The following is a 26,250-nucleotide window of genomic DNA, read 5'->3' as shown; positions in this document are numbered from 1 at the left end:
TCACTTCCACAAAAATGGCGGATATGCGTCCAGATCGCCCCGCAGGTGTCTCGCAAGCAGCATTGCCTGAACATAGGGAACCATCCCCCACTCAACCTTTTCCTGTAAATACGGATGTGTCAGGGTTTCCTTTTTCCGGTTCTGCCACTCTGTGAGGAACCTTCTTCTGGCATCCTCCTTCATCAGAACAGCGCCATTTTCCTTTTTCAGGAAATCCCCCCGCTGAACAATTTTTTTGTTAACCATAGACAGAACAAAACGATCCGCCAGTACAGGACGCAGCTCTTCTATCAAATCCAGAGCCAGGGACACCCGGCCGGGGCGCTCCGTATGGAAGACGCCCACATAAGGATCCAGCCCGACAGTTTCCAGCGCGGCTGCAATATTATTTGTCAGCAGCGTGTATACAAAAGACAGCATTGCATTTACATTATCGGTCGGCGGCCTCTTGTTTCTTCCGGAAAAGGCAAAATCTTTCTTCTGCTGCAGAATCATTTCATCAAATATGCCGAAATAAACGCTGGCGGCCTCTCCTTCATAGCCCCTCAGGCGGTCCTTCGATTCGCTGGTGCGGATTCTGAGTGCAGCATCCTTAAGGAAAAGAGAGGCCCGTTTTACTTTCTCCGCATCAATCTGCATACCGTGATCCCGGACAGCGCGCTCCAGCACCCACCTCGCATTGTGTACCTTTCCAGTAATACAGTTTTTTGCAATCTCCAGACTCGCCGCCTCATCCATACACGTTCGGTACTGCTTGTCTCTCAACACTACATTTCCCTTTACTCTCCCCGTTACCCGTGCCAGAAATCTGCCGCTGGGGCTCACAAAGCAAAGAGAAATATTGCGCTCCGCACACGCTCCCATCAGTGCCGGGCTGGTTCCACGGTAACCGAACGAGACGATCCCCTCCAGATTATGGAGGGGAAGGCGCCCTATCTCCCGTTCCTTATCCAGCACAACAATATTTTCACCGTCCAGTGAAAGATAACTGTCTTCTGAAGTCACATATAAGGTGTTCAGCAGTTTTTTCATTTTTCTTCCTCCAGTGCCTGTTTTATATATGCTCCCACCGGCATGGTCTTTCCCAGCTTTGGCAGACAGATGTCTTTCAGGGAACAGCCGTTACAGCTCTTACTCCATCTGACCTTCGGAGTGTACCGCCGCTCATAGTACTGATGCATTTCCTGAAACATATCACGAACCCTGTCTCTCAGGTCATCTGTCATCTCTATGAGCTCACGTCGGCGTGTCTCACCGTAGAAAATAGCTGCTTCCGGTATGACCGTGGAAAACATTTCTTCCAGGCAGATTGTCTGGGCAGCAAGCTGCAGAATATCCTCCTCTGAAATCTTAGGTTTCCCCTTTTTATATTCAATGGGATAAATGCTGTATAACCCGCGATGCCCGTGGAGATGCACCCCATCTTCACTCCGATGAAATTCCACTACATCGCATTCCCCGCTTGCGCCCAGCGTCCGGGAAGAAACAGGCAGAGCCCTCGCAATGAGTACCTCCTTACGGTTTTCCGTCAAATACGGGTCATGCGCTTTTTTGTGCATCAACTCTCCCGTAACTGTATGCACATTTTCCGCCCATTGCTGCTCAATATGAATCAAGGCCCACTGCCTGCGGCAAAACACGAAATGCTGGATACCGGATATCATCAAATAATCTTCTTCCCTATATTCCACTATATTTTTCTATTTACCTCCACACATTCTACTTATATCTTTCTGATTACCTCCACCGTATCCGGAATCAGCTCTTCGTGAACCGTAACCTCATAGTCCTGGTACTTTCTCGGATAGAGAATTTCGTCCTTTTTCTTTACTTCCACGGCCTCAAACAACTTATAAGCAGGACAATCTCCCAATTCTTTACTGTGTTTGAATACAATTAATTCCCGAACAGCCATCTTTCCCCTTGCCGCCGAATGATCGTGTTCGAACATATTGATAATTGCCTCCCACAAGAGTTCCAGATCCTCCTCCGAAAAGCCGGTCACTTTTCTGGCAAGATTGGCAGAAATATATCCCTCCACACGGTAGAGTCCGTAAGGCACGATATTCTTTCTGCCCATCTCCGTACTCTTATTCCCCGCATCCTTTTCCGTTGTAATAGCCACTCGCGTGATCGTCACTTCCTGGCTCACAATTGGGTCAATACTTCGGGCAAAGCCCAACTGCACAGGCCCCCTCACCTGGCCGCAGTTTAGAGAAGCCTTTACAAATGTAGTCATAACTGCGCCAAATGTCCGGATATCAAAGAAGTTCTTACACATGAAATCTCTGATTTTCTGGTCTGCCTCGGGATCATTTTTCTTTAAATCCTTTGTTTTGGACTCGTCAATCTTTAAGTACTCAAATGCCTTGCTGTCGCTCCGGTTCAACGGAATATTCTCTTTTATATAGATCTGGTATCCTTCCTCCTCTTCTTTCACAATCTCCACATAATTACGGATTTTTCTCTTTAAGCAGACATCCGTCACCAGTCCGTATCCGCTCTCTGGATCGATTCTCGGCATATTTCCGGCATCCGGATCTCCGTTCGGATTGCCATTTTCCACATCAAACAATACGACAAATTCGTACCTGTTTTTAATCACTTCACCCATTACTTCTCCTCCTTTTTCTCGAAACGCTTCTGAACCTGATGGTAATATCCCAATATAAACATCCCCTGTTCTTCCAAGGACAATCTCCGCGGAAAGGCTAAAGGACATTCCTCTTCCACCTCGATCATCCCCTCGAGTCCGGTTAGCATTTTTTCATAAAAAATCCGTTTCCCGGTCTCCAATTTTCGGATATGACTGTTTTTCAGCTTCAACAAAATAGGAAATACCGACGCCGGCGCCGCACAGGCCGAGTTAAAATACCGATCTTTAATCGTCGCATTGATTCCAGGATTGGCGTCCTCCTGAATGGCCTCCAGCACAGCAAATTCCCTCCCCAATACATAAGCCACATCCTTACATTGTTCATTTAATCCCACAAAGCACCCCTCCTCTGTCCATTGTTTTCCGTGATTCCGAATCAAACAGGCCTTTATAATCGCCGCGCGCCCACGGGTGATTCTCCCCTGTTCCGCGCGAATCCGTATCAGCACATTGCTGTATAAGCTTTCCGGGTACTTTTTCCCAGACAAAATCGATTCAAACACCGATGCCGCCATGTTGGGCTGCGGTTTCTTTTCCTTGGATTTCTGGTTTACGGTCTCGAAAAGCACCCTCCAGGCACCCGGAAATTCAATTTTGTCCCAGGACGGCCTAATGATTTCCATCTGTTCATAGTGCTTTTTGATATTGGACAAAATTGTTCCAAAGTGATTCTCGTAAAAGAACCTGACCGACAGCCGCGCCGCATTGGGGGCCAGCCCCAGTATGTAGAATTTCTGCTCCGGATTGATCTGGATTCCGTCTACATCAATCCCCCGCCCGGCCTGCAGGTTGGAAAAAATCCCCCTCAGTGCCTCCTGGTTGTCGTCCGTCGGCTCCATTGCCCCCAGAAATAGATCCTGATAGAGCTCCTCGCCATCCTCCGCCCAAAAGAGAATCGTCGTATCTCCCAGCATAAAGATGTATTTTCTCTGAGAGAGCAAGTAACCTAGCGCCGTCGTATAGGCAAACATCGCATATTTCCCGACTGGTGCGTTAAAACTCTGCTCTTTTCCATAGGACTCAAAGGATGGTGCGTTGAAAGACACCAATGCCGCCCCGCTGGACTGTGCGCCCTGAACCCCCCGAATCACAGTATGAATCCGGGAAATCTCCGCCTTCTTTCCGGTCACAAGGCAAATTGCTTGGTTCTCGTTTCCAGCTGCCAAAAGAGCTTCATCCCAGGCATCACGTATATCCGGATCTTCCTGCGCGTACTGCGTTTCCACATAAAAAATCAGATTTCCGCCAGCCGTAATGTCTTCCCAATTCTCAAGCAGTTCCGGATTTTCCTTCGCTTTCATGGGATCCCAATTCTTAAAGAAATTTTTCACCGCCACAGCGGCCTTGCTCTGTACTTGTTCAAGAATGGACTCATGCTTTTCTCTAGCTGCCTGAAAACATTCTAAAACGCGTTTGCCGCTTCCATCCTTATCGATCCCCAGTAGATATTTGGAATTATCACACAAAAAATTTGCCGATACTCCTGAAGAACGGGCCGCCATCTCCGGCACTTCCATCATCTGCGGCACCCAGACCGTCTTTTTTCCCCGCTCCTCTTCCTGCTTGAGTGGAATCAGCCCCAGCAGTCTGCCTTCTGCGTCGATGTCCAGCGCATAGGTCACCTTTGCCCGACACCACCCCTGTCTCGACACTTTTCCCTGCTCCGCTAAAGTCTCATAGTGCTTTACCAACGCCTGCAGTATCATCGAATCACCTCGCAGTCCCTCAAATCCACAACACCCCGGCGCATGACAGCCCGAAAGAACATCGGCTGTATATCCTCTGGATTTGAGTAATCCATGTCGAAGAGCATAAATCCCAGATCCTTTTCTTCCACTACCTCATAGGCTCCATGAATCTCATCATCATAGAGACAGAAATTGACCGGAAATTCCCGGCAGCCAAAATAGGGTGTATGGTAACATTCTCCCCGCTTTAGCCGCCTCGTGATAATGTCCTTAAACTTTCCCGGATTGTCACTGTCATTTGCTCGATCCGTCATTTCAAAATGAGCCTCTATGACATACTCCACGTCCTTTAAAAGCAGCGAAGCTCTCTGGACAATCTCCTCTTTGCTGCTGATGAACAATTCCTTTTTAGCCCCGTTATAGACAGAAAGCGCATTGCTCGCCGAAACCTTGCTCTTGACCTCATTCCGTCGGATAGAGGTGAACTGAATCGGTTTCATGACGTGAATGCGGTCGATTCTCCACGCCAAGCCCGGATGCCAGTAGATGGCCTCCAGAATTCCCCGGGCGGCAGACGGCGTCATGATATCATAGCTGCAACGTTCCACTTTCATCTCTGGGCGGGAAAAAAGTGCATAATCACCCCAGACTTTCACTCTGACTCCCACACTCATCGCTTTCTCTCCCTTCTGTTGTATCTTGCATTTTGTATATTAACAATACGTAATTCTATATTGCTTAATATAAACTCATTTTCTACTTGTTTTTTGATTATGTGGTAGTACATACATTGTCATTTATATCTAAATAATTGTGATATAACCTCTCAACAAATAAAGAATTGTTGCTTTTCAACTATACATATACTTACAAATTTATGATATAGGTAAGGTAAAACTACAGGCTAAAAAATTCTTGAATAAATTTTTGAAATCTGTTACGATGTAAACATAAAAAGAACTATCGTCCACAAGTGGTCTAACCCATGAAGAAGGTAGAAAACACCGCTCTGACACCTGGCAAAGTTTCAAGGGTGGTTTTTCTACATGGCACTACTGAATAATCAGATAAATAAATGTCAGTAGTGCCAGCAAAAATAATCCAAATTGCATCAAATCACCAAAGCTAAATTCGTTCTTCATGAACACCACCCCCATTCTATGTAATATAGATCAACACTCCTGTGGACGATTGTTCTCTGAAACCAATATATCATAATTTACCAAGACATTCAATAAAAAGCATCACATTTCCTTTCTATTTACAATTAACTTTATTGAAATATTGTTTTTTATATGTTATACTATATTTGTCAGGATAAAACCTGTGGGTAGAAACAATAATGTTATGAGTAAAGAAGGGAATACTTCTCAACACAAGAGAAGTAAACTCTTCTTTATTTTTATCACCGTCGTATTTCGCAAGCTTAGTGTAATTTTTCAATCCACAGCGAGAGCCAGAATGAACCTGGCTCTCGCTGACATTTTACAACCACACCCCCGTCCCCAGCTCCACATGAATCTGCAAGCCAGTCTCTTCCGAATAATTCCCACAGTCCTTTAAAACAAAAAACTCTTCTTTCAACTCCTCCGATACCCCAACAACCATCCCGGCGCCATACAATTTTTGAAAAAGATTATCATAAATATTAACGCAATATTGTCCCGCCTCCCGGATTAATTTTTTTGACACCCCTTTCAACCTCAATTCCTCCGCAATTTCTTTGGCACGTTCTTCGATCGGAATCAAAATTGTTTTTGTATTCTGCTCGATCAGTTTAAATTCTCTTCCGACCGTGGAAAAAGCAAACCGGCCTTTTTGGAATTCATCTAAAATATTCTTTTTGTCCAGGGCAGATCCTTTAAAACGATATAATCTGGTAAAATAATCCTGAACCGCCTCGAGGGAAGCTATGTCTTCATGATTTCGGATTACCTGTCTTGCCGTTTCGATCTGCAGTTCCTGTCCTGGAATCTTTCTGGACTCTTCCAACTGAAAATAATAGGCAAAGCTGGTCTGGGCAGGCCGGTTCCCCTCTCTGTTGCACCGGCCTGCCGCCTGTATCATGGAATCCACGCCGGCCAGTTCCCTGTAGACGCTCTGAAAATCCAGATCCACGCCGGCCTCCACCAGACTGGTGGCAATGACAATACATTTTTTTCCTTTCTCTAATCTCTCCCGTATATCTTTCAGGCGATTCTGGCGGTGATTGGGATACATGAAGGTTGAAAGGTGATAGACTCCCTCCCCCTTGATTTTCTCATACAGCTTTTGTACGTTATTTTTTGTATTCAAAATACACAGCGCCTGTTCTTCCGTTCTCAGCCTTTCTAAGAGCTCGTCCTCCGGTATTTTTCCTAAATTTTTAAAGCTGGCTCTCTTGAAAAAGCGAAACTGTTCTTCCATGCGCGGACACAGCTCCGTATAATGCAAATCCTCTGGAAAGAATGGTTTCAAAGATGGCTGAGTCGCCGTACACAGCACAATGCTGCTCTCATAGTGCCGGATCAACTCCTCCATTGCGGCAATACACGGTAATAGATAATCATTCGGAAGCATCTGCGCCTCGTCAAAGATAATAACGCTGTTCGCAATGTTATGTAATTTTCTGCATTTCGAAGATTTATTGGAAAATAGAGACTCGAAGAACTGGACATTCGTCGTCACAATGACAGGCAGATCCCAGTTTTCCGTCGCCAGCTGCTTTGGCTTCAGTTCCTCCGTGCTTTCATAATCAATACCGCTATGATGTTCCAGAACATTTTCTTTCCCCAGAATATCGCTGAATACATTTGCGTTCTGCTCGATGATGCTGGTATACGGAATCACGTAGATGACACGCTTCATCCCATGCTCCGCCGCATGGTTCAGGGCAAATGCCAGAGACGCCACCGTCTTTCCACCCCCGGTCGGAACGGTCAGGCGAAACAGCCCCTTCTCTTTCTTTCCCTGCTCGATACAGTATTTAAGTATCTCCGTCCTTCGCCCGTTGATCGTATCCTTTTCTTCATTTACAACCCATTTCTCGATATGGCGATTCAACTTCTCCAAAAGTACCGGGATACATTCTCCCGCCATCCGGCCTGTACCGCCGTCCTTCATGAAGTCCTCTGTATCAAGATAATCGGCATCCACGAGGCAGGAATACAGCATGCGGATGAGAAAGCTCATGGTAAAGGTAGGATCTGTCTTCCCATCCCTCGTAAAAACAGGGGGTGAAAGAGGAGGTACTGATATCTCCTCTTGATATGCCCCATAGTCTTCTATTTTCTTCTTCATCCTGCCCAGGAAGGTTCCTCTTTCTCCCGTATCCGCGCTCGTTCCCGTGTCCGGAAGGCCGGCGTGATGGCCAGCAATACAGTACGCAGGGGCGACATAGAAACCGCCTTTTTGTTTGCCCAATTGCAGGCATAGTTGTGCTCCCGCCGTAGCATGATCTGCTGTCTCGCCGCTGCCTTTGATACGCCTCTGAAATTTAGCCGAATATTTCCCGATGTCGTGGAGCTTCCCGCAGAAATAGCCCCAGTCTCCATAACCGAACTCATTTGCAAACTTCTCTGCCAGGAGGGCCGTTCCCTCTAAATGATTTTTTATGCTTTGCTCCCGATTTTTATCTTCGCTGATATGCGCAAGGTATTCCATAAGCGGCTCCTTTCTGGCTGAAATTCAGCTATTAGTAGCTGTTCCTGATGTTCTGATTTTGAAAGACTCTTTACATACGCTTTCATTCCAACATAATGCAGTTGCCTCCTCTTGTTTTCCTCTGCTTCATATTTCTCAACTTCTTTGAGGAAATTTTGAACGGTTTCCGGCGCTATGGTGAATAACAGTGCCAGCATATGCTTACAAATCACACGTCTGCCATTCACAAAAGGGCAATTGCAGGTAGATTTTCTTGGATGCTGTTTATTAATATAAACGATGTAAGGCTTAGCACCATTCCCGTTTGCCTCCGTAAATATAGTGAGCAACACCCCAAACACTATCTAGAAATAGGGAAGCAGTGTGATTGTACGGTAGAATTCTATACCTGTAGCCGCTGGAATCCTGAAACCTGCCCATCGCCGAGCCCATAAAGTCAAAGTTTTGTCTTTTTTTCGCAGGATCGACTGTTCCAAAATTACTCTTTATCCGTTTTGTAATAATACATTTGCGGCTTCACATAGCCTCTTAAAAAAGCTTCTCTTTAATAAAAGCTTCTCTTATTGCCTTTTCATTTTACTTTTAAAATAGGCCTCCAATTTCTTGTTCGTAAAGTAAACTCTACACCCGTCCATGCCCCTGCTCAATAAAATGTAGTAATTATTTTTGATATATTCTACCAATAGAGAATCGTCAGGATCTTCTTTTTTTATAGTTTTACCATTCGTGTCATAAAACGAATCCCTGTTAGCGATAAGTTTACCATCGTCATCTATATCAATATCGTCACCAATGATCACTCCGATATAGTTTAAATCGACGCTTAAAACTGCATGTGTACACCCCACCTCATATTTAGAATTTTTCTGTTCCGTCCATTTTTCACTATTTGTATTCCACCGCCGCTTAAAATCGCCTTCTATGAAGTCAAATTTTCTAGGATCCTTTTTTGAAATCCACTCAAATGCATATCCCGATAAGATTCGGCTTCTTTCCGAACCAGGAAGCGACTGCTTTTCCTCTATCCATCGTTCTAATGCTTTCATACTGTGGACAATACCAAAATCATACTCTTCAAATACAGCGGGGTTATAGGATGCCGCCTCAATTTGCAATATATTTTTCAAGGCGCTAATATAATCCTTGCCATCCACCTCCTTAAATTGGCCCCTGATCCGAAACTGCTGTTCAAGCATAAGCTTATCAAACTCTTTACTGCCTCTTTCAAACGTCCCAATGTCGATGTCAGAAGGTCTTATCCTCTGATATTTATCGTAAAATATAACAAGATTATTTGTGATTTTCTTTAATTGCTGGAGCTCGTTATTCTCAATATTGTCCTTATCTAAATGCCTAAACATCCATCCGTCTTTAGAAAAATATTTTCTCAATCGCTGCCCTTCATCAACAATAATCGTATCATATCGCTTGCTTGAGTTTATAATCCCCGCTGCAGTAGCGACATTAACATTTAAGTTTAATTTTTTATATAGACTTCTAAAAAGCTTAGGAAGCGTTTTATTAGGCAATATTACAGCTATCGTTTCAGCAGAGAGCCCCTTTTCATTTACGAGATTATATACAATCGTATTGGTTAATAATGATTTCCCAGTACCCGGTTCCCCATAAACAACGATTCTATTCTGGGGCCTGTCCTTGTTTGTTATAGAATTACAAACAAAATTGACGATCATACGCTGTTGTTCCGACAGCGTTTTGAATGGAGAATAGCGGTATAGTAGAGTCATTTCAATATCTTTGTGGTTCAAAGTAACGAGTCCCTTTTTCTTCAAATCATTCCATACCGGGATAATAATATCACTATACGATTCCATTTTATTTGAATATTCTTTATACTTTTGATATACGCCTGGGTTCAATACCTCCCTTTTTTCAGCAAGAAAGCAGGCAATTAAAGCGGTTTCTAACTCTTTTATCACGCTCGAATTAAATAGACTTCCATAAATAATTAATAATCGCTTTAATCGTTCTCGTTTAATTATCTGTGAATGTTCCTGAAACCTTTCTAAAAATCTGCCAGACTCTCCAATATAAATTTTAGAATTATTATATAAGGCATATACTAACGGATAACTTTTATATGCACGGGCTTCGCCACATACTGTATCAAGCGGCTGACTCCTATATTGTTCATACTTAAGTTCAAAACCCGCAACATCAAAACTGTCAATTCTATAATTTAAGCCCATGATTATTTTTCACTTTCCAAATAAGCAGTATATTTATCACTCTTACCTTTGCATTTCTCTTTTGGATATTTTTTTCCATTTTTATTGATTTTTTCAATAACTGCACTAAAAATATCTATTTCCAAATCATCTGAAAGCATGAGCAGGTATATCAAGATATCAGCAATTTCATCTTTCATTCTATCCATATTTTTTTCTACTGCTTCCTCACTTGATTTCCATTGAAATAATTCCAGCAGTTCTGATGCTTCAAGTGAAATTGATATCGATAAATCTTTTGGATTGTGAAAACTTCTCCATTCTCTTTCGTCTCTGAAATTATTTATTTTGTTTATTAATTCCTGAATATTGTTATCTTTTGTCATAGCTGCTTACTCCCATCTGAATGATGTAATTCATTATTGTATCTATTCCCGACTGAGACTATGTAACTTAAATACCTATATTAAATATTTCTTTATCAAATTCATTTTTCTGAATATTCAAATAATTAATCAGATATTCTGTACTCATTAACCTCCTAATCTTATCTCTTTCTTCTTTTGTCACTTTCTTGTTCAGCTGTTTTCTTAGTAATAAATAATCATTTAGAATATTAGCTGTATATATTAGTGTAGTTTCTATAGATACAATACCTAGCATTAAAGAATCAATATAACTTGCAAAAACCCCAGGAGTTTTTATCGAATTATTACTTAGGCCAATATAAAAACTATGCACACTATTGGACAGCATATTAAATATAGCAGATTCTAAATCTGGACTAAAAATATCGACTCTTTTCCTTTAAAAAAATTGTTTTCCCGAAAGTATCATACTTTTTTCCTTATTACTAGCGTTTTGATATATGCTACTGTTCTTAATTTCTTCTCTTAAAAAACTAAAGTCATTAAGCCTCATCATAAAACTATTCATAGGAAAATCAAATTTCCGAAAAATATCTTTAATATTTTTATCATAATTTAAGACTTGTAAATTATATCTGAAATTCACCTCTTCTTCAGATATACCTCTTTCCGCAATATAAAAATATACATTCCCGCAGTCCATTATATTTCTTGCCGCCGAAGCAATTAACGCAAAATCTAATTCCGTATAATCTTTTAGACCTATACAAAATAATTGAGTAATGCTATTGCAATGCAACAAGACTTTTTCCACAATTTTTTCAGCCTCTGCTGATCTTAATGTTGTCGCTCTTTTATTATCAGTAATCAAACTAACTTTCTTCCCAATTTCGTATAACGCTTTCAATTCTTCCAATCTTATTTGGACTTTATCTGTACTCATGCTTTTTTCTCGTATTCAAATTAATAAATGAAGCCCAAAACTAGGCTTATATATTCGCTTAAATTGCCCAAAAATTATGCTTTTTTAACCTTCTTCAAATTGTTTTACTAAAATAGCAAACATTAAGCTATACCCTTATATATGTTTCCAAGTGCATTATTTTTTCATTAGTATCTCTCAGTTCAGAATTTTTAATTATACATGTTCTGCTAATGACACTTCAATATAGCTTTCCTCTCTTACCGTTAATTCGCGCAGATACTCTTACCCGTTATCAACACTATAGATACCACAGAAACAGATCACAAAGTCATGCTTTAATTTTGATTCATTTATATTTTTATACAGCTTACACTTAATACAATTCTTTCATATCCTCATAATCGCTTTCCTGTTGCCGTACTTACACGCTGCAACAGGACAACGCATTTTGTAAATCATTTACTGCATAGCCTTTTACTATGTAATCTCGAAGAACTTTATTTGCCCATTTGCGAAATGCAATACCACGTTTAGATTTTACTCGATATCCTCCAGAAATAATAACATCCAAATTATAGTGAGCAACCTGCCTCACTACAGTTCTTTCGCCTTCTTTTTGAACTATCGCAAAATTTGCGACAATTGCGGACTGATCCTGCAATTCCTCTTTCAAAGCATTGTTAATATGTTTTCCAATTGTTTTTACATCACGCTCAAATAATTCGGCCATCTGATTTCGGTTTAACCATACCGTATCCTGTTCCGGCGTAATGGGTACTTCTAACACAACATTACCATCTGTAAATAAAACAATTACCTTTTTATCCATTGTAACCCTGTCCTAATTATTTTGCATTACCTTTTTGCTGCAACAAAACTTCAATAAAATCGCCAGCCTATATTTTGAAACATCGAAACCCGAATTCAAAATCTTAACCATACCATAATCCTTGAAAATTATAACTACAAGAAACATTCTTTTCGCCAATAGCACTATATTTTGTGCTTAATCCCCTCTATTTTCCCTTTAAACCACAATTCCGCATCATTATTACTGACTCGACATGCGTTGAAAGGTGGATTTTATACTACATGGCAAAAGTATTTTCATAACATAATGGTACGACAATTTTACCCCTCTTACCCCCTTCCACCCCTTTATGAAAGAAATTCACTCCTTTTAATACACTTCCATATTCTATTTATCAATAAGAGACATAATAATATCTTTTTAACATATCTCTCTTAATAATTGCATAAAGTGAGTGATATCCATTAAATTTTGTATTTCAATTATAGCTCTAAAAACTAAAAATGCTTTTGTAAATTCTTCATAATCCTCCTGCCTATTTAAAGAAATAGTGAGTTGATACTCTTTATTATCATTATGTATTCTGAATTTAAAACTTCTATTTTCAACATCATAGCTATCTGAAAAATAAAATTCTTCTTCATTTTTTTTAATTGTCGCCTCTACCTCTCCCATTGTCATTAATTGCAAATTTAAATTTACAATCTCAATAATATTCCATATTAATTCATAGTAAACTTCCAAATCATCAACAGATGGTATTGTAAATTGATGTTCCATCCTATTCCGTATTTGATTAAGCTTGTTAACAGATTTATTTGGAAACATTCCAATGTCTGATAAAAATTGAGTTTTTCTTTCAAATTTCAAATTGTATTTGTTAAATATACCTTTTAAATTTATTGCCTCAAAGAACATATCAAGTTCACAATCAAGCGCCCTCTTTAAATTTGATATTACTCCAACCTTACCTTTTATATTATTTTCATGCAAATCAATTTGAGCATATTTCAAAAAGTCTTTTGGTGTTATCTCATAGGACGGGATATCAAATATCATACCAGTAGCTCCATCAACAACAAATTCGTCACACTGTAAAATCCAATTGACCAAATCCTTTATATTCTCCATATGTATCTCCCGTAATGCCATATATTCTTCTCATAATCTTTTAATATCTTTCAATAAAAGTATAAAATCTTTTGACAAAATCTTCATTTTCCTCCCCCCACCCCAGTAACCGGAAACTTATATCATTTCAATAAGTCAAAAAACACACCTACATATCCTGTCCAAATCCCTGAATCCCTTTGATTTACTGGTCTTTTCTCGTCAGAAGAGCCACGGTTTCGCAATGCCCAGTCATCGGAAACATATCACAACACCTAACCCTCTCCACCTCATACCCTCTCTCCCTCAAATACTTCACATCCCTGGCCAGCGTAGCCGAATCGCAGCTAACATAAACCACCTTCTTGGGCCCCATCCTGACAATTGTATCAAGGCAGACGCTGTCACATCCCTTTCTCGGCGGATCCACAACGATCACATCCGCATAAACCTTGTCCTTCTCATACTGTTCCGGCAGCACTTCCTCTGCCTTTCCAACAAAAAACTCGACATTCTCAATTCCGTTCAGTGCGGCGTTCTCTCTCGCATCCTCGATCGCCTGCGGCACTATTTCAACGCCATAGACTTTCTTTGCCTTCTGTGACAGAAACAGCGAGATAGTTCCAATCCCGCAGTATAAATCCCAGACTGTCTCCTCCCCGGTCAAACCGGCATATTCAAGCGCCGTTCCATAGAGCCGCTCCGTCTGGACCGGATTCACCTGATAGAAGGACAATGGCGAGATTCTATACTTTACATTTCCAATATAATCCGTAATATATCCCGGTCCATACAGATTGACAATTTCGCGTCCAAGAATTACATTTGTCTTCTCCGTATTCACATTATAAGAAATGCTGGTCATCCCCGGAACTTCCAGCAGTTTTTCCACAAAAGCATCCGAATGAGGCAGTTTTTTCCCATTCAGTACAAGGCATACCATCACTTCCCCGGTCTTAAAACCCTTCCGGATCAGGACATGCCTTACCAGACCGGAATGTGTCTCTTCCTGGTAAGGTTTTACTCCATACTGGTTCATGAGCGATTTTACTATCTCCAGAATCTCCCCATTCTCCCGAACTCCCAGCAGGCAATCCTCATTTTCAATAATACAGTGGGTTCTTCCCGCATAAAATCCGGCTATCACCTGATTCTCTTTATTCATGCCAAATGGAAACTGGGCCTTATTCCTGTAACGCCAAGGCTCTTCCATTCCAATAATCGGTTCCATCACTACCGGCTTCTGTTCGGCCACGGCAGACAGGCCGTTCTTATCACCCGGTAAATCCTCTCCAGGTAAGTAAAGATTCTCCAATTCGCCGATCCGTTTCAGATTATTAAATACTTTTCTCTCTTTAAATTTAAGCTGTTCGTCATAGTTCATCATCTGAAGCTGGCATCCGCCGCACTGGCGCGCCACGGGACATCTTTCTTTCACACGGCCTGCGGACGGTTCCAGCACCTGTAACAATCTGGCAAAACCATAATTTTTTTTCATTTTCATGGCCTTTGCCTCAATCCTGTCCCCAATTACTGCGTCCTTAACAAACCAGATGTAACCATCCAGTTTTCCAACGCCTTCACCGCTCTCACTCATGTCCTCTATTGTTAATTCAAATACATCATTTTTCTTAATATCCACGCGTTTATCTCCACATTTCCCTTATAATATTTTCGAATTTCCTATCTTAATTGTCTCTGTATCCATACCATCCCCGGATTTGTAGCTACTTGGTATCTGTCTATCTGCTAAATTTATACTTTTCCTGCGTCTAAGTCTTTTCGCCCCTATTTCCCCTGCCCTGCGTCTTCCTCGGTTCTCTATTTTCCTGGGTTCTCCATCCCCTGGGTTCTCCATCATCCCTGGCTCCCTATCTCCCTGAGTTCCCCATCAAAAATATCTCGCTCTCTCACCGCCGATATACTTAAGCCTGGTCCTCGCACAAACCACATGTGCCCCGCCAATCTCCTTCACCGCAATCCTCACCGGAACAGCAACTGCTCTCAAATGCATACCGATTAGCGTATCTCCGATATCAATCCCTGCATGGGCCTGAATCCGCTCCACTGCGGCAGGCGCCCTCATCCCCGCATATGCCGCCGTTGCGAATGAGCCTCCCGCCTTCAACTGGGGAACAACATTCACCATCTCATACCCATATTTTTCTGCTGCCTCTTTTTCCAGAATCAGCGCCCGGTTTAAATGTTCACAGCACTGAGCCGCCAGATAGATTCCTCTCGGAGCCAATTCCTCCATCAGCGCATTGTAAACTGTCTGCCCTATTTCCGCGCTGGAATAGGAGCCAATCCTGTGTGCCGCAATCTCACTGGAAGAACAGCCGATAACCATAATCTGGCCTTTCTCCATTTCCGCCGCATCCAAAAGCTCTCTCACCGCTGTTTTAACCTTGTCACCTATTTCCTTTAACTGATCCGCAGTTTCTGCCTCTTCCGATATTCCTGCCTGATGCTTTTCCTCTACCACAATCTTTTCCTCCACCACAATCATTTCTCCTGAAAATAGAACCTGTCGTTATCAATATCAAAAGAGACGCTGCACTCACTGCAGCATCTCCCACACTTCCTTATCTTAAAATCACAAACTTAAATCAAATAAAATTCCCGAATCCTGTCCATCTTCGACGTCATCCCCGCCAGCATCATATCCGCCACGGTAAATGCCGCCATCATCTCCACAACAACAACCGCTCTCGGCACAATAATCGGATCGTGGCGTCCTTTAATGGTGACCTCTATCTCCTCGCCGTCCCGGTTGACCGTTTTCTGGACAGAGGCAATCGACGGGGTCGGTTTAAAAGCAGCCCGGAATACAATCTCACTTCCGTCGCTGATTCCGCCCAGCACGCCTCCGGCATGATTCGTTCGTTTCCCAATCTTCCCTGGCCCGGCCGTCTCATCCGCCCCAGCCACATTCACCGCCCCGGCCGCGTCCAAAAACTGCCCATCATCCTTTCCCACAGCACAAAACTCATCATTATTCACAGACCCAACCGTCTTAGCCGCCTCGAATCCGTCGCCTATCTCAAATCCCTTCACCGCTCCGATCGAGCAGATCGCCTTGGCCAGATTAGCGTCCAGCTTCTCAAAGACCGGATCTCCGATCCCGGCCGGCACGCCCGATATCACGCATTCCACGATTCCCCCGGCTGAGTCCTTCTGAGCCATCTTCTCTTCCAGAAAAGCCGCTGCCTCCGCAGCAGCCACGGCATCCGGCATATAGAGTTTATTTCGCCCGCATTCTTCCAGATCAAACCGCTCCGGCTGCACCGATATAGGGCCGATGGCCTTTGTATAGGCAGTCACCTTAATTCCCAAGCCCTCCAGCATCTTCGCGGCCACTGCTCCGGCAGCTACGCGGGCGATGGTCTCGCGGCCGGAGGAACGGCCGCCGCCGCGGTAATCTCTAAAACCGTATTTTTCATCAAAGGTATAGTCTGCGTGGCCGGGCCTGTAATAGCCGGCAATCTCGCTGTAGTCCCTGGAGTGCTGATCCTGGTTTCTGACCAGCATTGCAATCGGGGTTCCCGTCGTCTTTCCTTCAAATACGCCCGATAATATTTCTACGGAGTCGCTCTCACTTCTCTTTGTCGTAAACCGGCTCTGCCCCGGTTTTCTTCTGTCCAGGTATTTCTGGATGTCTTCTTCCGTCAGTGAAAGACCGGCCGGGCAGCCGTCCACCACCACGCCGACTCCGGCGCCGTGGGACTCTCCCCAGGTGGTCATTGTAAGTATTCTGCCAAATGTAGAACCAGCCATCCTTATTTCCTCTTCTTCCCACCGGAATTTCCATCCGGTACCTTCGTAATCACGCAGCAGTTCGGCTCATTGACCGCAATGCTTCTGCAGCACATCACCAGCAGTCCCTTTTCATAGTCCACCTCAAAGAAGGAAATGCTGTTGCTGGCGTGATTGATGGAAGCCAGATGCTTCTCATCCGGGAAAACGGCGACATCCTTTGGATAATCTCCGCTGATCGGCAGGCAGCAAAGCAGTGTCAGTACGCCCGTATCGGTATCCCTCCGGTATACGCTGACCGAGTTATCCCCCGCATTGCTGCAGTAGAGATAGTCCTCTTTCGGTGATAACCGGATAGCACAGGCTGCGGTCAACTGGCTCAAACGCTCGGGAGCCGTCGATGCAATGGTCTGTATTTTTTCAAAACGGGGGACGCGGTCCCCTTCTTCATAATCATAGGTAAATACGTCGATTACGTTTTTGATTTCATACATCAGATATATAAATTTGCCGTCTTTGCTGAACAGGAACTGCCTCGGACCCGATTCCAGTTCGCAGCGGAGGGCGTCTACCTGGGTGAGGAGCCCCTTTTTCTCATCAAAACGGTATACCTTTACCTGATCAATCCCAAGATCGGCAACGAGCACGAAATGGCCGTCCGGCGTCCTGGCGCCGCAGCTTACATGCGGACGGAACGTACGCTCCGCAACACTCCCAAGGCCCTTATGGAACACACCGTCCGTAATTTCACCGACGGAACCGTCCTCATTCAGCCTCAGAACCGTCTCTTTTCCGTCGTGGTATCCTGAAACAAAAATATATTCATCGGCCGCGTCCGTGGCGATATGACAGCCGCGCATCGCCTTGATATTCACGCTGTTCAGCCTGGACAGGCCCCCGTTCTCCATGATACGGAAGGAAACAATGCCTTCGTCTGCAATTGAATACAGGGTTCTTCCATCGCTTGATACGGTCAGATAGGAGGAGTTGTCCACTTCCACTTCACACCTGTAATTAAAACAGCCCTTAGCCACATCCACGTCATAAACGGTGATACCCTTAGCCTGTCCGTTGTATGAATAAGAACCTACGTAAGCCATGTATTTATTCTGCATCTCTTTTCCTCCTCATATTCTGTCCCTTTAATTTGTCGGCCGCATGTTACCTTTCCCTGCGGTTATCTGTGTTCCCGCGCGCCGGTCCGGCTGCTCTTTCCCTCTATTTTACCAGCACCGCGTCATTTTTGCACCCACTTTAATCAGTTTTCGGGCATTTTTTACATCTATTATCATCTTTTTCATCCCTGTTGTCAATCGCCTCCTGAGGCAGGCCCGTTTTGCTTCCAATCCCTGCCATACGGAGCCTTGCCTCCCCGCCAAAATCCTGTCGGAACGGCCGATAAACACACTTCGACATTTTTCTCCGAATTCCCCCAAAAACTATTGACAGCAGTCGCAGTTCCTGTATAATGATACTTGCGCTATGTTTATTATTGCTAAACTTTTAAGTTAATTTTACATTCATTTAGTAATGGTAAACTTTTTCCTTATAATAACAGAATTAAAACGCAAAATAAGAGTACGGTAATAACAGTGCGGTTATCACGCGCTGCAAAAAGCATTCCGCACGAAAGGAGGAAGCCGTGAATATCGGAGCCAAACTGAAGGAGCTGCGGACGTTAAAGGGACTGACCCAGGAAGAACTGGCGGACCGCGCGGAGCTTTCCAAGGGATTTATCTCCCAGCTGGAGAGGGATCTGACCTCTCCGTCCATCGCCACGCTGATGGATATTCTGCAATGTCTGGGCACTACCATCGGCGAATTTTTCAATGAAACGCCGGAGGAACAGATCGTCTTTGGAAAAAGTGATTATTTTACCAAAGAGGATACGGAGCTTAAAAATGAAATCAAGTGGATTATCCCAAACGCCCAGAAGAACATCATGGAACCAATCCACCTTGTCCTGTCGCCCGACGGCTCCACCTATCCGGACGCTCCGCACGAAGGAGAAGAATTCGGCTACGTACTGCAGGGCAGTATCTCCATCCATCTGGGGAACCGTACTTATAGAGCTAAAAAAGGGGAATCCTTCTACTATATAAGCGACAAGACACATTACCTGTCGAGCAAATCGGGGGCAGCCATCCTATGGGTCAGCTCACCGCCAAGCTTTTGATCATTATTACACACGGAGGAAAACTATGAGCCAGCCATTAATTGATTTAGTTAACATAACCAAGAGCTACGACAGCAATGTTGTCCTTGATGATCTCTCCCTCTCCGTTAAGGAGAATTCCTTCGTCACCCTCCTCGGCCCCAGCGGCTGCGGCAAGACGACCACCCTTCGCATCATCGGCGGTTTCGAATCCGCCGACAAAGGAAAAGTGATTTTCGGCGGAAACGACATTACCAAACTTCCGCCCAACAAACGCCAGTTAAACACCGTATTTCAGAAATACGCTTTGTTTCCCCATATGAGCATTGCCGACAATATCGCATTCGGCCTTAAAATCAAGAATAAACCCAAGCAGTATATCGATGATAAGATCAAATACGCTTTAAAACTTGTCAATCTGGACGGCTTTGAAAACCGTTCCGTCGACTCGCTCAGCGGCGGACAGCAGCAGCGTATCGCCATTGCCCGCGCCATCGTGAATGAGCCGAAGGTCCTGCTTTTGGACGAGCCGCTCGGAGCCCTGGACCTCAAGCTCCGCCAGGACATGCAGTATGAGCTGATCCGGCTGAAAAATGAGCTGGGAATCACATTTATCTATGTAACCCACGACCAGGAGGAAGCGCTGACCATGTCCGACACCATCGTCGTAATGAACCAGGGCTACATCCAGCAGATGGGATCCCCGGAACAGATCTACAATGAGCCGGAGAACGCCTTTGTAGCCGATTTTATCGGTGAGAGTAATATTGTGGACGGACTGATGCTCCACGACGAGCTGGTGGAAATCTTCGGCGCAAAGTTCCCCTGCGTGGACCGCGGATTCGGAGTAAGACAGCCGGTGGACGTGGTCATCCGCCCCGAGGACATCGACCTTGTGAAACCGGAGCTGGGAACGCTGGAAGGCGTTGTCACCCACCTGATTTTCAAGGGTGTACACTATGAGATGGAGGTTACGACCCCCGACGGTTTTGAATGGCTGGTTCACAGTACGGATATGTGCCCGGTGGGCGAGAAGGTCGGCATCCACGTTGATCCTTTTGATATCCAGATTATGAATAAACCAGCCTCGGAAGATGAGGAGGCGGTAAGTATTGATGAATAAATCTGCAAAACGGCTTCTGGCCGGCCCCTATATTGTCTGGATGATCGGTTTTACCATCATCCCGCTTCTGCTGATCGTCTTCTACGGCCTGACCGACAAAAGCGGGGCGTTTACACTGTCAAACGTGATGGCAATCGGTACGCCCGAACACGCCAAGGCGCTTTTTCTCTCCCTCGGCCTGTCGCTCTTAAGCACACTGATCTGTCTCGTGCTGGCTTATCCACTGGCCATGATTCTTCGTAAAAAGAACATCGGACAGGGCAGCTTTATGGTGTTTATCTTCATCCTTCCGATGTGGATGAATTTCCTGCTGCGCACCCTGGCCTGGCAGACCCTGCTTGAAAAGAACGGCGTTATCAACGGCATCCTGAACTTTTTCCACCTGCCGAATATCGCCATCATCAATACACCGTGGGCCATCATCCTGGGCATGGTTTACAACTTCCTGCCCTTCATGATTCTCCCCATTTACAACGTGCTTGCCAAGATCGACGACAACACCATCAATGCGGCCAAGGATTTGGGCGCCAATGAGTTCCAGACGCTTACCCATATCTGGGTTCCCTTAAGCCTGCCCGGCATTATCAGCGGCATTACGATGGTTTTCGTTCCCGCCCTGACCACCTTCGTTATCTCAAACCTTTTGGGCGGCAGCAAAATCCTCCTGATCGGCAACGTCATCGAGCAGGAATTTACAAAAGGAAGCAACTGGAACCTGGGTTCCGGACTCTCCCTCGTGCTGATGGTATTCATTTTACTGAGTATGGCCCTCATTGCCAAATACGATAAAGAAGGGGAGGGTACTGCATTCTGATGAGAAAATATACGTTAAAACAGTTTTTCCAGGATTTTTACCTGGCGCTGATCCTGATATTTTTATACGCTCCCATTGTCACAATGATGGTTTTGTCCTTTAATAATACAAAGTCCAGAACACTCTGGGGCGGCTTTACGACAAAATGGTATTCGCAGATGTTTGAGAACCAGGCAATTATGAACGCCCTCTACAACACGCTGCTTATCGCCTTCGCCTCGGCGCTCATTGCCACGATTATCGGAACCGTGGCCGCCATCGGCATTAACAGCATGAAAAAAGTGCCGCGCACCATAGTCATGGGCGTGAACAACATTCCGATGTTAAATTCCGAGATTGTAACCGGAATCTCCCTGATGCTGGCGTTTATCGCCTTCGGCATCTCCCTGGGATTCAAAACCGTTTTAATCGCGCATATTACCTTTAACATTCCCTACGTCATCCTGAGCGTCATGCCGAAACTGAAGCAGACGAACAAGTCCACCTATGAGGCGGCGATGGATTTGGGCGCGGGCCCGGTGCAGGCATTTTTCAAGGTGGTCTTTCCCGACATTATGCCGGGAGTGCTGTCCGGTTTTCTGATGGCGTTTACCATGTCGTTAGACGACTTTATCATCACCCATTTTACCAGGGGCGCGGGGATCGACACCCTGTCCACGCTGATTTACAGCGAGGTGAGACGTGGTATTAAGCCGTCCATGTACGCGCTGTCCACGATCATTTTCGTGACGGTCCTGGTACTTTTAATCATCACTAATTTTTCTCCGGATGAACCGAAAAAGACCGCGGGAACGATTTCTCCGGATGAAAGTATCAGACGCAGGAAAAGAAACAGCAACATTAAGCGCGGCGTACTCGGATTTGCCACGGTAGTGATCATCTGCGTGGTCGGTTTTACCACCTATGGGCGTTACTCCACCAAGCATTCCAACGAACTTTTCGTCTACAACTGGGGCGAATACATCGATGATTCCGTCATCGAGGAGTTTGAAGCGGAGACGGGCATCAAAGTCACCTATGACCTGTTTGAGACAAACGAGGAAATGTACCCCGTCATCGAGGCCGGAGCGGTAAATTATGATGTCGTCTGCCCGTCCGACTATATGATTCAGAAAATGGCCGAGAACGGCCTTCTTGCCGAGATTGATTTTGACAATGTCCCGAACCTCGCCAACATCGATCCCAAATTTATCGAAATGTCGCGGGAATTTGACCCGGAGAACCTTTACTCCGTACCATACACCTGGGGCACCGTGGGAATCCTTTATAACACTAAAACAATCGAGGAGCGCGGCCTTCCGGTTCCCGAAAAATGGTCCGACCTCTGGAACCCGGCATACAAGGGAGAAATCCTTATGCAGGACAGCGTCCGCGACGCCTTCATGGTAGCCCTGAAAGCACGCGGTTATTCAATGAATACCGAAGATATCAATGAGCTTCAGGCTGCCAAGGCCGATCTGATTACACAGAAACCGCTCGTCCAGGCATATGTCATCGATCAGGTACGCGATAAGATGATTGGCGGCGAAGCGGCCCTGGGTGTTATCTACTCGGGCGAGATGCTCTACATCCAGGAGGAGGTGGAGGCCCAGAATCTCGATTACACCCTGGAATATGTCCTTCCCGAGGAAGGCACCAACCTGTGGATTGATTCCTGGGTCATCCCGGCCGGTGCAAAGAATAAAGAAAACGCCGAGAAATGGATTGATTTCCTATGCCGTCCCGATATCGCCCTGAAAAACTTTGAATACATCACCTATGCAACGCCGAATAAGGCGGCCAAGGCTCTTCTGGACGAGGATATGCAGAACAACAAAGCCGTTTTCCCGGATATGGATAAGCTGGACAACTGTGAAGTTTACCGTTATCTCGGTGATGAGACGGATGCGGTTTATAACAATCTGTGGAAAGAAGTAAAATCAAACTGATGGAGAAGACTTGAAAAAGCGGCAGGAAAAACGTACAATCATACTTAGCCGGCCGTTTAAATTCTTCATTCTGTAAACGATATGGCCGGCCAAACGTTTTAATGCAGAAAGCATGGAAAGGAAGGCATAACATGAAAATTGCAGTACCTTACACAGACGGCCAGGTGTTCCAGCACTTTGGCAAATCAGAGTATTTTAAAATTTATGACACGGTGGATGATGAGATCCTCTCCTCCGAAGTAGTCGATACCAATGGAAGCGGCCATGCCGCTCTGGCAGACTTCCTCGCGGAGAGAGGCGTTAACGTACTGATCTGCGGCGGCATTGGCGTCGGAGCCGTGGCTGCCCTTAAGAATGCGGGCATCCAGATTCTGGGCGGCGCTTCGGGTGACGCGGACGAGAGGGTAGCTGATTTTCTCGGCGGAGCGCTTCACTTTGACACAGCCGGTTCCTGCGCTACCTGCACCTCCTCCTGCGGCCACCATCATGAGGACGGCGAGGAAGAAGAGTGCGACGGCAATGTAAGCGCCTGCGGCAGCTCCTGTTTCTAAAAAACTGTAGAATGCGAAAAGAACATAGGGAAATAGCCCCGGAACGATGCGGCAGGCAAGACGCTGCATCGTTCCGGGGCTATATTATGTTGAAGTTCCGTTCCGTCTGTGGGGGGGACTCCTAAACTGCAGCTACGGCATATTCTTAAACCCATGCGATGTAGCAACCGCCATCACCCGATCCCTACTTTTCACTTCTCCCTTTTCAATCAGCTCTCTCAGTGCACCTAAAATCACCGCCGAAGAGGTTTCCAGGTAAAGCCCGTATCCTGCCATCTCCCTCACAAGCCCCATCACACATTTCTGCGGAACGCTCACCGCCGTTCCCCTGCTCTCTCTCACCGCAAGTTCCGACTGGTAAGTCACGGTCCAGCCGCCGATGGAGGGCGTCAGATCGTCGTCACCGGTAAACTGTCCCCTGTAATCCTCTCCTGAGAGCACGCGGCTGATTCTGGCTATTGGCTCCACGGCCACAAGGCGTGGTATTTTATCGATCCATCCCGCCTCCCTCATCTCCCGGAATCCCTCATAGATTCCCCACAGCAAATCTCCTCTGGCCACGGGAATCAGGATAACATCGGGAAGTCCGTCTTTTCCGAACGCTTCATAAGTCTCATAGGCAATTGTCTTATATCCCTGAATCCCCCATGGATTGCTCCCCACAGGATGAAGCAGATAATTTGTGGTGATATACCAAGTGCCATCCTTCTCCTTCCGGTCCATCAGCTCATACCGTTCTTCCGGTGAACCCGCTCTCACCAGCCTGGCTCCCGTGGATGCGATGGCGGCCTCCCATACCGGGCTGACCGACCCCAGCACCACAATATCGCAGTTCAGCCCCGTAAAGGCGCTGTACGCCGCCACCGAGGCCCCTGCATTGCCGCTGGATGCGGCGGCAACCGTCCTGATCTTTCTCTCCATTGCCCTGCTCACTACAAAGGGACTGGTCCTGTCCTTGTGGGAACCTGTGGGGTTCTGGAACTCATTTTTCAGATAAAAAGAAGCGAGCCCCAGATCCTCCGCCAGTCTGGGGACCTGAATGAAAGGCGTTCCTCCCTCTCCCATGGAAGGTATTTTCTCATATGGCAGAAAATCGGCGTAGCGCATCATCCCCTTTTCTTCTTTCCTGATACTGCCGCCTGGCCTGTATTTGAAAGCGATGCTGGCATAGTGGCCTTCTTTCGCACAGCAGGGGCATCCCGTCGGATAATCTCCCACCTCAAATGATTTGTGGCAGCGGATACAGTACATTCCCTCGATCCTGTCGTTATATTTTTCCAAAGTTCTCCTTCCCGGCCATTATCCGGCCTCATCCTCCAACAGTTCAAACGCCGTCTCCGCAAACAGGGCAGCCCCCAGAAACAGGACCGTCTCATCCAGTCGGAACCGCGAATTGTGAACCCCGTATGCCTTACCGTCGATCTCGCTTTTCATCGGGCACTGCAGGTAAAAATAGCACCCCGGAACTTTCTGGAAGAAAAACGCCGCATCCTCCCCTCCCATCTCCGGGCGGGCCATAATATGGGTATGGCCTTCCCCCAGCACCCGGTCGGCTGCATCCAGAAACCGCTCCACTACTCTCCTGTCATTGACAAGAGGAGGATAGGGATACTTAAATTCCAGGTCGTAGTCTCCTCTCATGGCCTTCACCGTATGATCCACGATCTCCCGGATCCGCGTTATTACATAATTTCTGGACTCTAAATCCACATTTCTCACCGTGCCGATTACCTCGGCCGTATCGGGAATAATATTATTCGCCCCATTGCCTGCCTTTACGGTTGCAATGGTGATCACGGAAGAGTTGAATGGCGATACCTCACGGCTGATAATATACTGCAGGTTATTGATCACCAGGGTGGCAATGGCGATGGGATCAATGCACAGATCCGGGCTGGCTCCATGGCCGCCCTTTCCTTTTATGGTCAGATAGAGCTGTTCATCGGACGCGCTGGTGTTCCCATAGCTTACTACCACGTCCCCGTTTATGTAATCTTTCCCCTTATTCGACACATGCAGAGCCAGGATATAATCCATCTTCGGATTTTCCAGCACGCCGTCCTTTACCATGGGTTCGGCCCCGCCCGGGAATTCCTCCCCCGGCTGGAAGATAAGCCTGACAAGGCCCGGTATCATTTCCTCATGGGCCTTCAGCATTTTTGCCGCGCCCAGCAGAATTGCCGTATGGGCGTCATGGCCGCAGGCATGCATGTTTTCATTAGTGGATGTAAACGGAAGACCTGTCTCCTCCCTCATCGGAAGGCCGTCCATATCGGCCCGGATTGCAATTGCCCTGCCTCCGCCTCTCCCAAGATCCACCGTGATACCGGAGTGGCCTTCGTAAGTCCGGTAAGCAATTCCCATCTCTTCCAGACGTTCTTTTACATAGCAGACCGTCTGCGGAAGAACCAGGCCAATCTCAGGGATTTTATGCAGGTCTCTGCGCCAGCTGACAATTTCCTCCGATATCTCCTGCGCCTCATGGCGAAAATCTATCTTCATCAGGTTATTCCTCCTTCATGTATCTTTCCTGT

General features: G+C 45.6%; 23 protein-coding genes. 5 read left to right on the top strand and 18 right to left on the bottom strand.

What is annotated here, in order from left to right:
• The 16 genes from cas1c to V3C10_02335 all read right to left on the bottom strand — a co-directional run bounded on the left by cas1c (position 1) and on the right by V3C10_02335 (position 18,260).
• Positions 1-1,032 (bottom strand): type I-C CRISPR-associated endonuclease Cas1c, encoded by a 1,032-nt coding sequence (gene cas1c, locus V3C10_02410; GenBank protein ID WVP62689.1) that lies wholly within the window; start codon positions 1,030-1,032, stop codon positions 1-3.
• Positions 1,029-1,691, bottom strand: coding sequence for a CRISPR-associated protein Cas4 (gene cas4 / locus V3C10_02405; protein WVP62688.1), 663 nt, complete (start codon positions 1,689-1,691; stop codon positions 1,029-1,031). Before cas4 ends, cas1c begins: the two co-directional genes overlap by 4 nt.
• 32 nt (positions 1,692-1,723) lie before the next feature.
• Entirely contained in the window at positions 1,724-2,614 is an 891-nt protein-coding gene (cas7c, locus tag V3C10_02400; GenBank protein ID WVP62687.1) for a type I-C CRISPR-associated protein Cas7/Csd2, read from the bottom strand.
• A complete protein-coding gene (cas8c, locus tag V3C10_02395) occupies positions 2,614-4,362 on the bottom strand; it encodes a type I-C CRISPR-associated protein Cas8c/Csd1 (protein ID WVP62686.1) in 1,749 nt (582 codons plus the stop codon). Before cas8c ends, cas7c begins: the two co-directional genes overlap by 1 nt.
• Positions 4,359-5,018 (bottom strand): type I-C CRISPR-associated protein Cas5c, encoded by a 660-nt coding sequence (gene cas5c / locus V3C10_02390; protein ID WVP62685.1) that lies wholly within the window; start codon positions 5,016-5,018, stop codon positions 4,359-4,361. Before cas5c ends, cas8c begins: the two co-directional genes overlap by 4 nt.
• Before the next feature lie 811 nt (positions 5,019-5,829).
• Positions 5,830-7,986: a CRISPR-associated helicase Cas3' gene (cas3, locus tag V3C10_02385; GenBank protein ID WVP62684.1), complete on the bottom strand. Its 2,157-nt coding sequence runs from the start codon at positions 7,984-7,986 to the stop codon at positions 5,830-5,832.
• A gap of 560 nt (positions 7,987-8,546) precedes the next feature.
• Positions 8,547-10,196 (bottom strand): DNA/RNA helicase domain-containing protein, encoded by a 1,650-nt coding sequence (locus V3C10_02380; GenBank protein ID WVP62683.1) that lies wholly within the window; start codon positions 10,194-10,196, stop codon positions 8,547-8,549.
• 2 nt (positions 10,197-10,198) lie between these two features.
• A complete protein-coding gene (locus V3C10_02375; protein WVP62682.1) occupies positions 10,199-10,561 on the bottom strand; it encodes a nucleotide pyrophosphohydrolase in 363 nt (120 codons plus the stop codon).
• A 421-nt stretch (positions 10,562-10,982) separates the two neighbouring features.
• Positions 10,983-11,486 (bottom strand): hypothetical protein, encoded by a 504-nt coding sequence (locus V3C10_02370; GenBank protein WVP62681.1) that lies wholly within the window; start codon positions 11,484-11,486, stop codon positions 10,983-10,985.
• A 403-nt stretch (positions 11,487-11,889) separates the two neighbouring features.
• Complete coding sequence (rhuM, locus tag V3C10_02365) at positions 11,890-12,297, bottom strand: RhuM family protein (GenBank protein WVP62680.1); 408 nt, start codon at positions 12,295-12,297, stop codon at positions 11,890-11,892.
• 402 nt (positions 12,298-12,699) lie between these two features.
• Positions 12,700-13,410: a hypothetical protein gene (locus tag V3C10_02360; protein WVP62679.1), complete on the bottom strand. Its 711-nt coding sequence runs from the start codon at positions 13,408-13,410 to the stop codon at positions 12,700-12,702.
• Between the two features lie 184 nt (positions 13,411-13,594).
• Positions 13,595-15,031, bottom strand: coding sequence for a 23S rRNA (uracil(1939)-C(5))-methyltransferase RlmD (rlmD, locus tag V3C10_02355; protein WVP62678.1), 1,437 nt, complete (start codon positions 15,029-15,031; stop codon positions 13,595-13,597).
• 21 nt (positions 15,032-15,052) lie between these two features.
• Positions 15,053-15,250 (bottom strand): hypothetical protein, encoded by a 198-nt coding sequence (locus V3C10_02350; protein ID WVP62677.1) that lies wholly within the window; start codon positions 15,248-15,250, stop codon positions 15,053-15,055.
• Positions 15,251-15,280: 30 nt separating this feature from the next.
• Positions 15,281-15,877: a TIGR01440 family protein gene (locus tag V3C10_02345; protein ID WVP64563.1), complete on the bottom strand. Its 597-nt coding sequence runs from the start codon at positions 15,875-15,877 to the stop codon at positions 15,281-15,283.
• 116 nt (positions 15,878-15,993) lie between these two features.
• Positions 15,994-17,166 carry a chorismate synthase gene (gene aroC, locus V3C10_02340; GenBank protein WVP62676.1) on the bottom strand — a complete coding sequence of 391 codons (1,173 nt, stop codon included), beginning with the start codon at positions 17,164-17,166 and terminating at the stop codon, positions 15,994-15,996.
• Between the two features lie 2 nt (positions 17,167-17,168).
• Positions 17,169-18,260 carry a lactonase family protein gene (locus V3C10_02335; GenBank protein ID WVP62675.1) on the bottom strand — a complete coding sequence of 364 codons (1,092 nt, stop codon included), beginning with the start codon at positions 18,258-18,260 and terminating at the stop codon, positions 17,169-17,171.
• A 527-nt stretch (positions 18,261-18,787) separates the two neighbouring features.
• On the opposite strand from V3C10_02335, the gene V3C10_02330 reads away from it, so the two are divergent.
• From V3C10_02330 to V3C10_02310, 5 genes are all read left to right on the top strand, one after another.
• Positions 18,788-19,321, top strand: coding sequence for a helix-turn-helix domain-containing protein (locus tag V3C10_02330; GenBank protein WVP62674.1), 534 nt, complete (start codon positions 18,788-18,790; stop codon positions 19,319-19,321).
• A gap of 25 nt (positions 19,322-19,346) precedes the next feature.
• Positions 19,347-20,423, top strand: coding sequence for a spermidine/putrescine ABC transporter ATP-binding protein (gene potA / locus V3C10_02325; protein WVP62673.1), 1,077 nt, complete (start codon positions 19,347-19,349; stop codon positions 20,421-20,423).
• On the top strand, positions 20,416-21,237 hold the full coding sequence (locus V3C10_02320) for an ABC transporter permease (protein WVP64562.1): 822 nt from the start codon (positions 20,416-20,418) through the stop codon (positions 21,235-21,237). The genes potA and V3C10_02320 overlap by 8 nt, the downstream gene beginning before the upstream one ends.
• On the top strand, positions 21,237-23,165 hold the full coding sequence (locus tag V3C10_02315; protein WVP62672.1) for an extracellular solute-binding protein: 1,929 nt from the start codon (positions 21,237-21,239) through the stop codon (positions 23,163-23,165). The genes V3C10_02320 and V3C10_02315 overlap by 1 nt, the downstream gene beginning before the upstream one ends.
• Before the next feature lie 131 nt (positions 23,166-23,296).
• Positions 23,297-23,716, top strand: a complete 420-nt coding sequence (locus V3C10_02310) for a NifB/NifX family molybdenum-iron cluster-binding protein (GenBank protein ID WVP62671.1) — start codon at positions 23,297-23,299, stop codon at positions 23,714-23,716.
• A gap of 132 nt (positions 23,717-23,848) precedes the next feature.
• Here V3C10_02310 and V3C10_02305 read toward each other — a convergent pair whose 3' ends face one another.
• Together V3C10_02305 and V3C10_02300 are read right to left on the bottom strand one after the other, a co-directional pair.
• On the bottom strand, positions 23,849-24,997 hold the full coding sequence (locus tag V3C10_02305) for a pyridoxal-phosphate dependent enzyme (GenBank protein WVP62670.1): 1,149 nt from the start codon (positions 24,995-24,997) through the stop codon (positions 23,849-23,851).
• An 18-nt stretch (positions 24,998-25,015) separates the two neighbouring features.
• Positions 25,016-26,218 (bottom strand): M20 family metallopeptidase, encoded by a 1,203-nt coding sequence (locus V3C10_02300; GenBank protein WVP62669.1) that lies wholly within the window; start codon positions 26,216-26,218, stop codon positions 25,016-25,018.
• Between the last annotated feature and the right edge of the window lie 32 nt (positions 26,219-26,250).

This window comes from [Clostridium] symbiosum (assembly GCA_036419695.1).
Lineage (GTDB): Bacteria > Bacillota > Clostridia > Lachnospirales > Lachnospiraceae > Otoolea > Otoolea symbiosa_A.
Note: the sequence above shows the minus strand (reverse complement) of the source record. Positions and strands in the feature narration are given on the sequence as shown.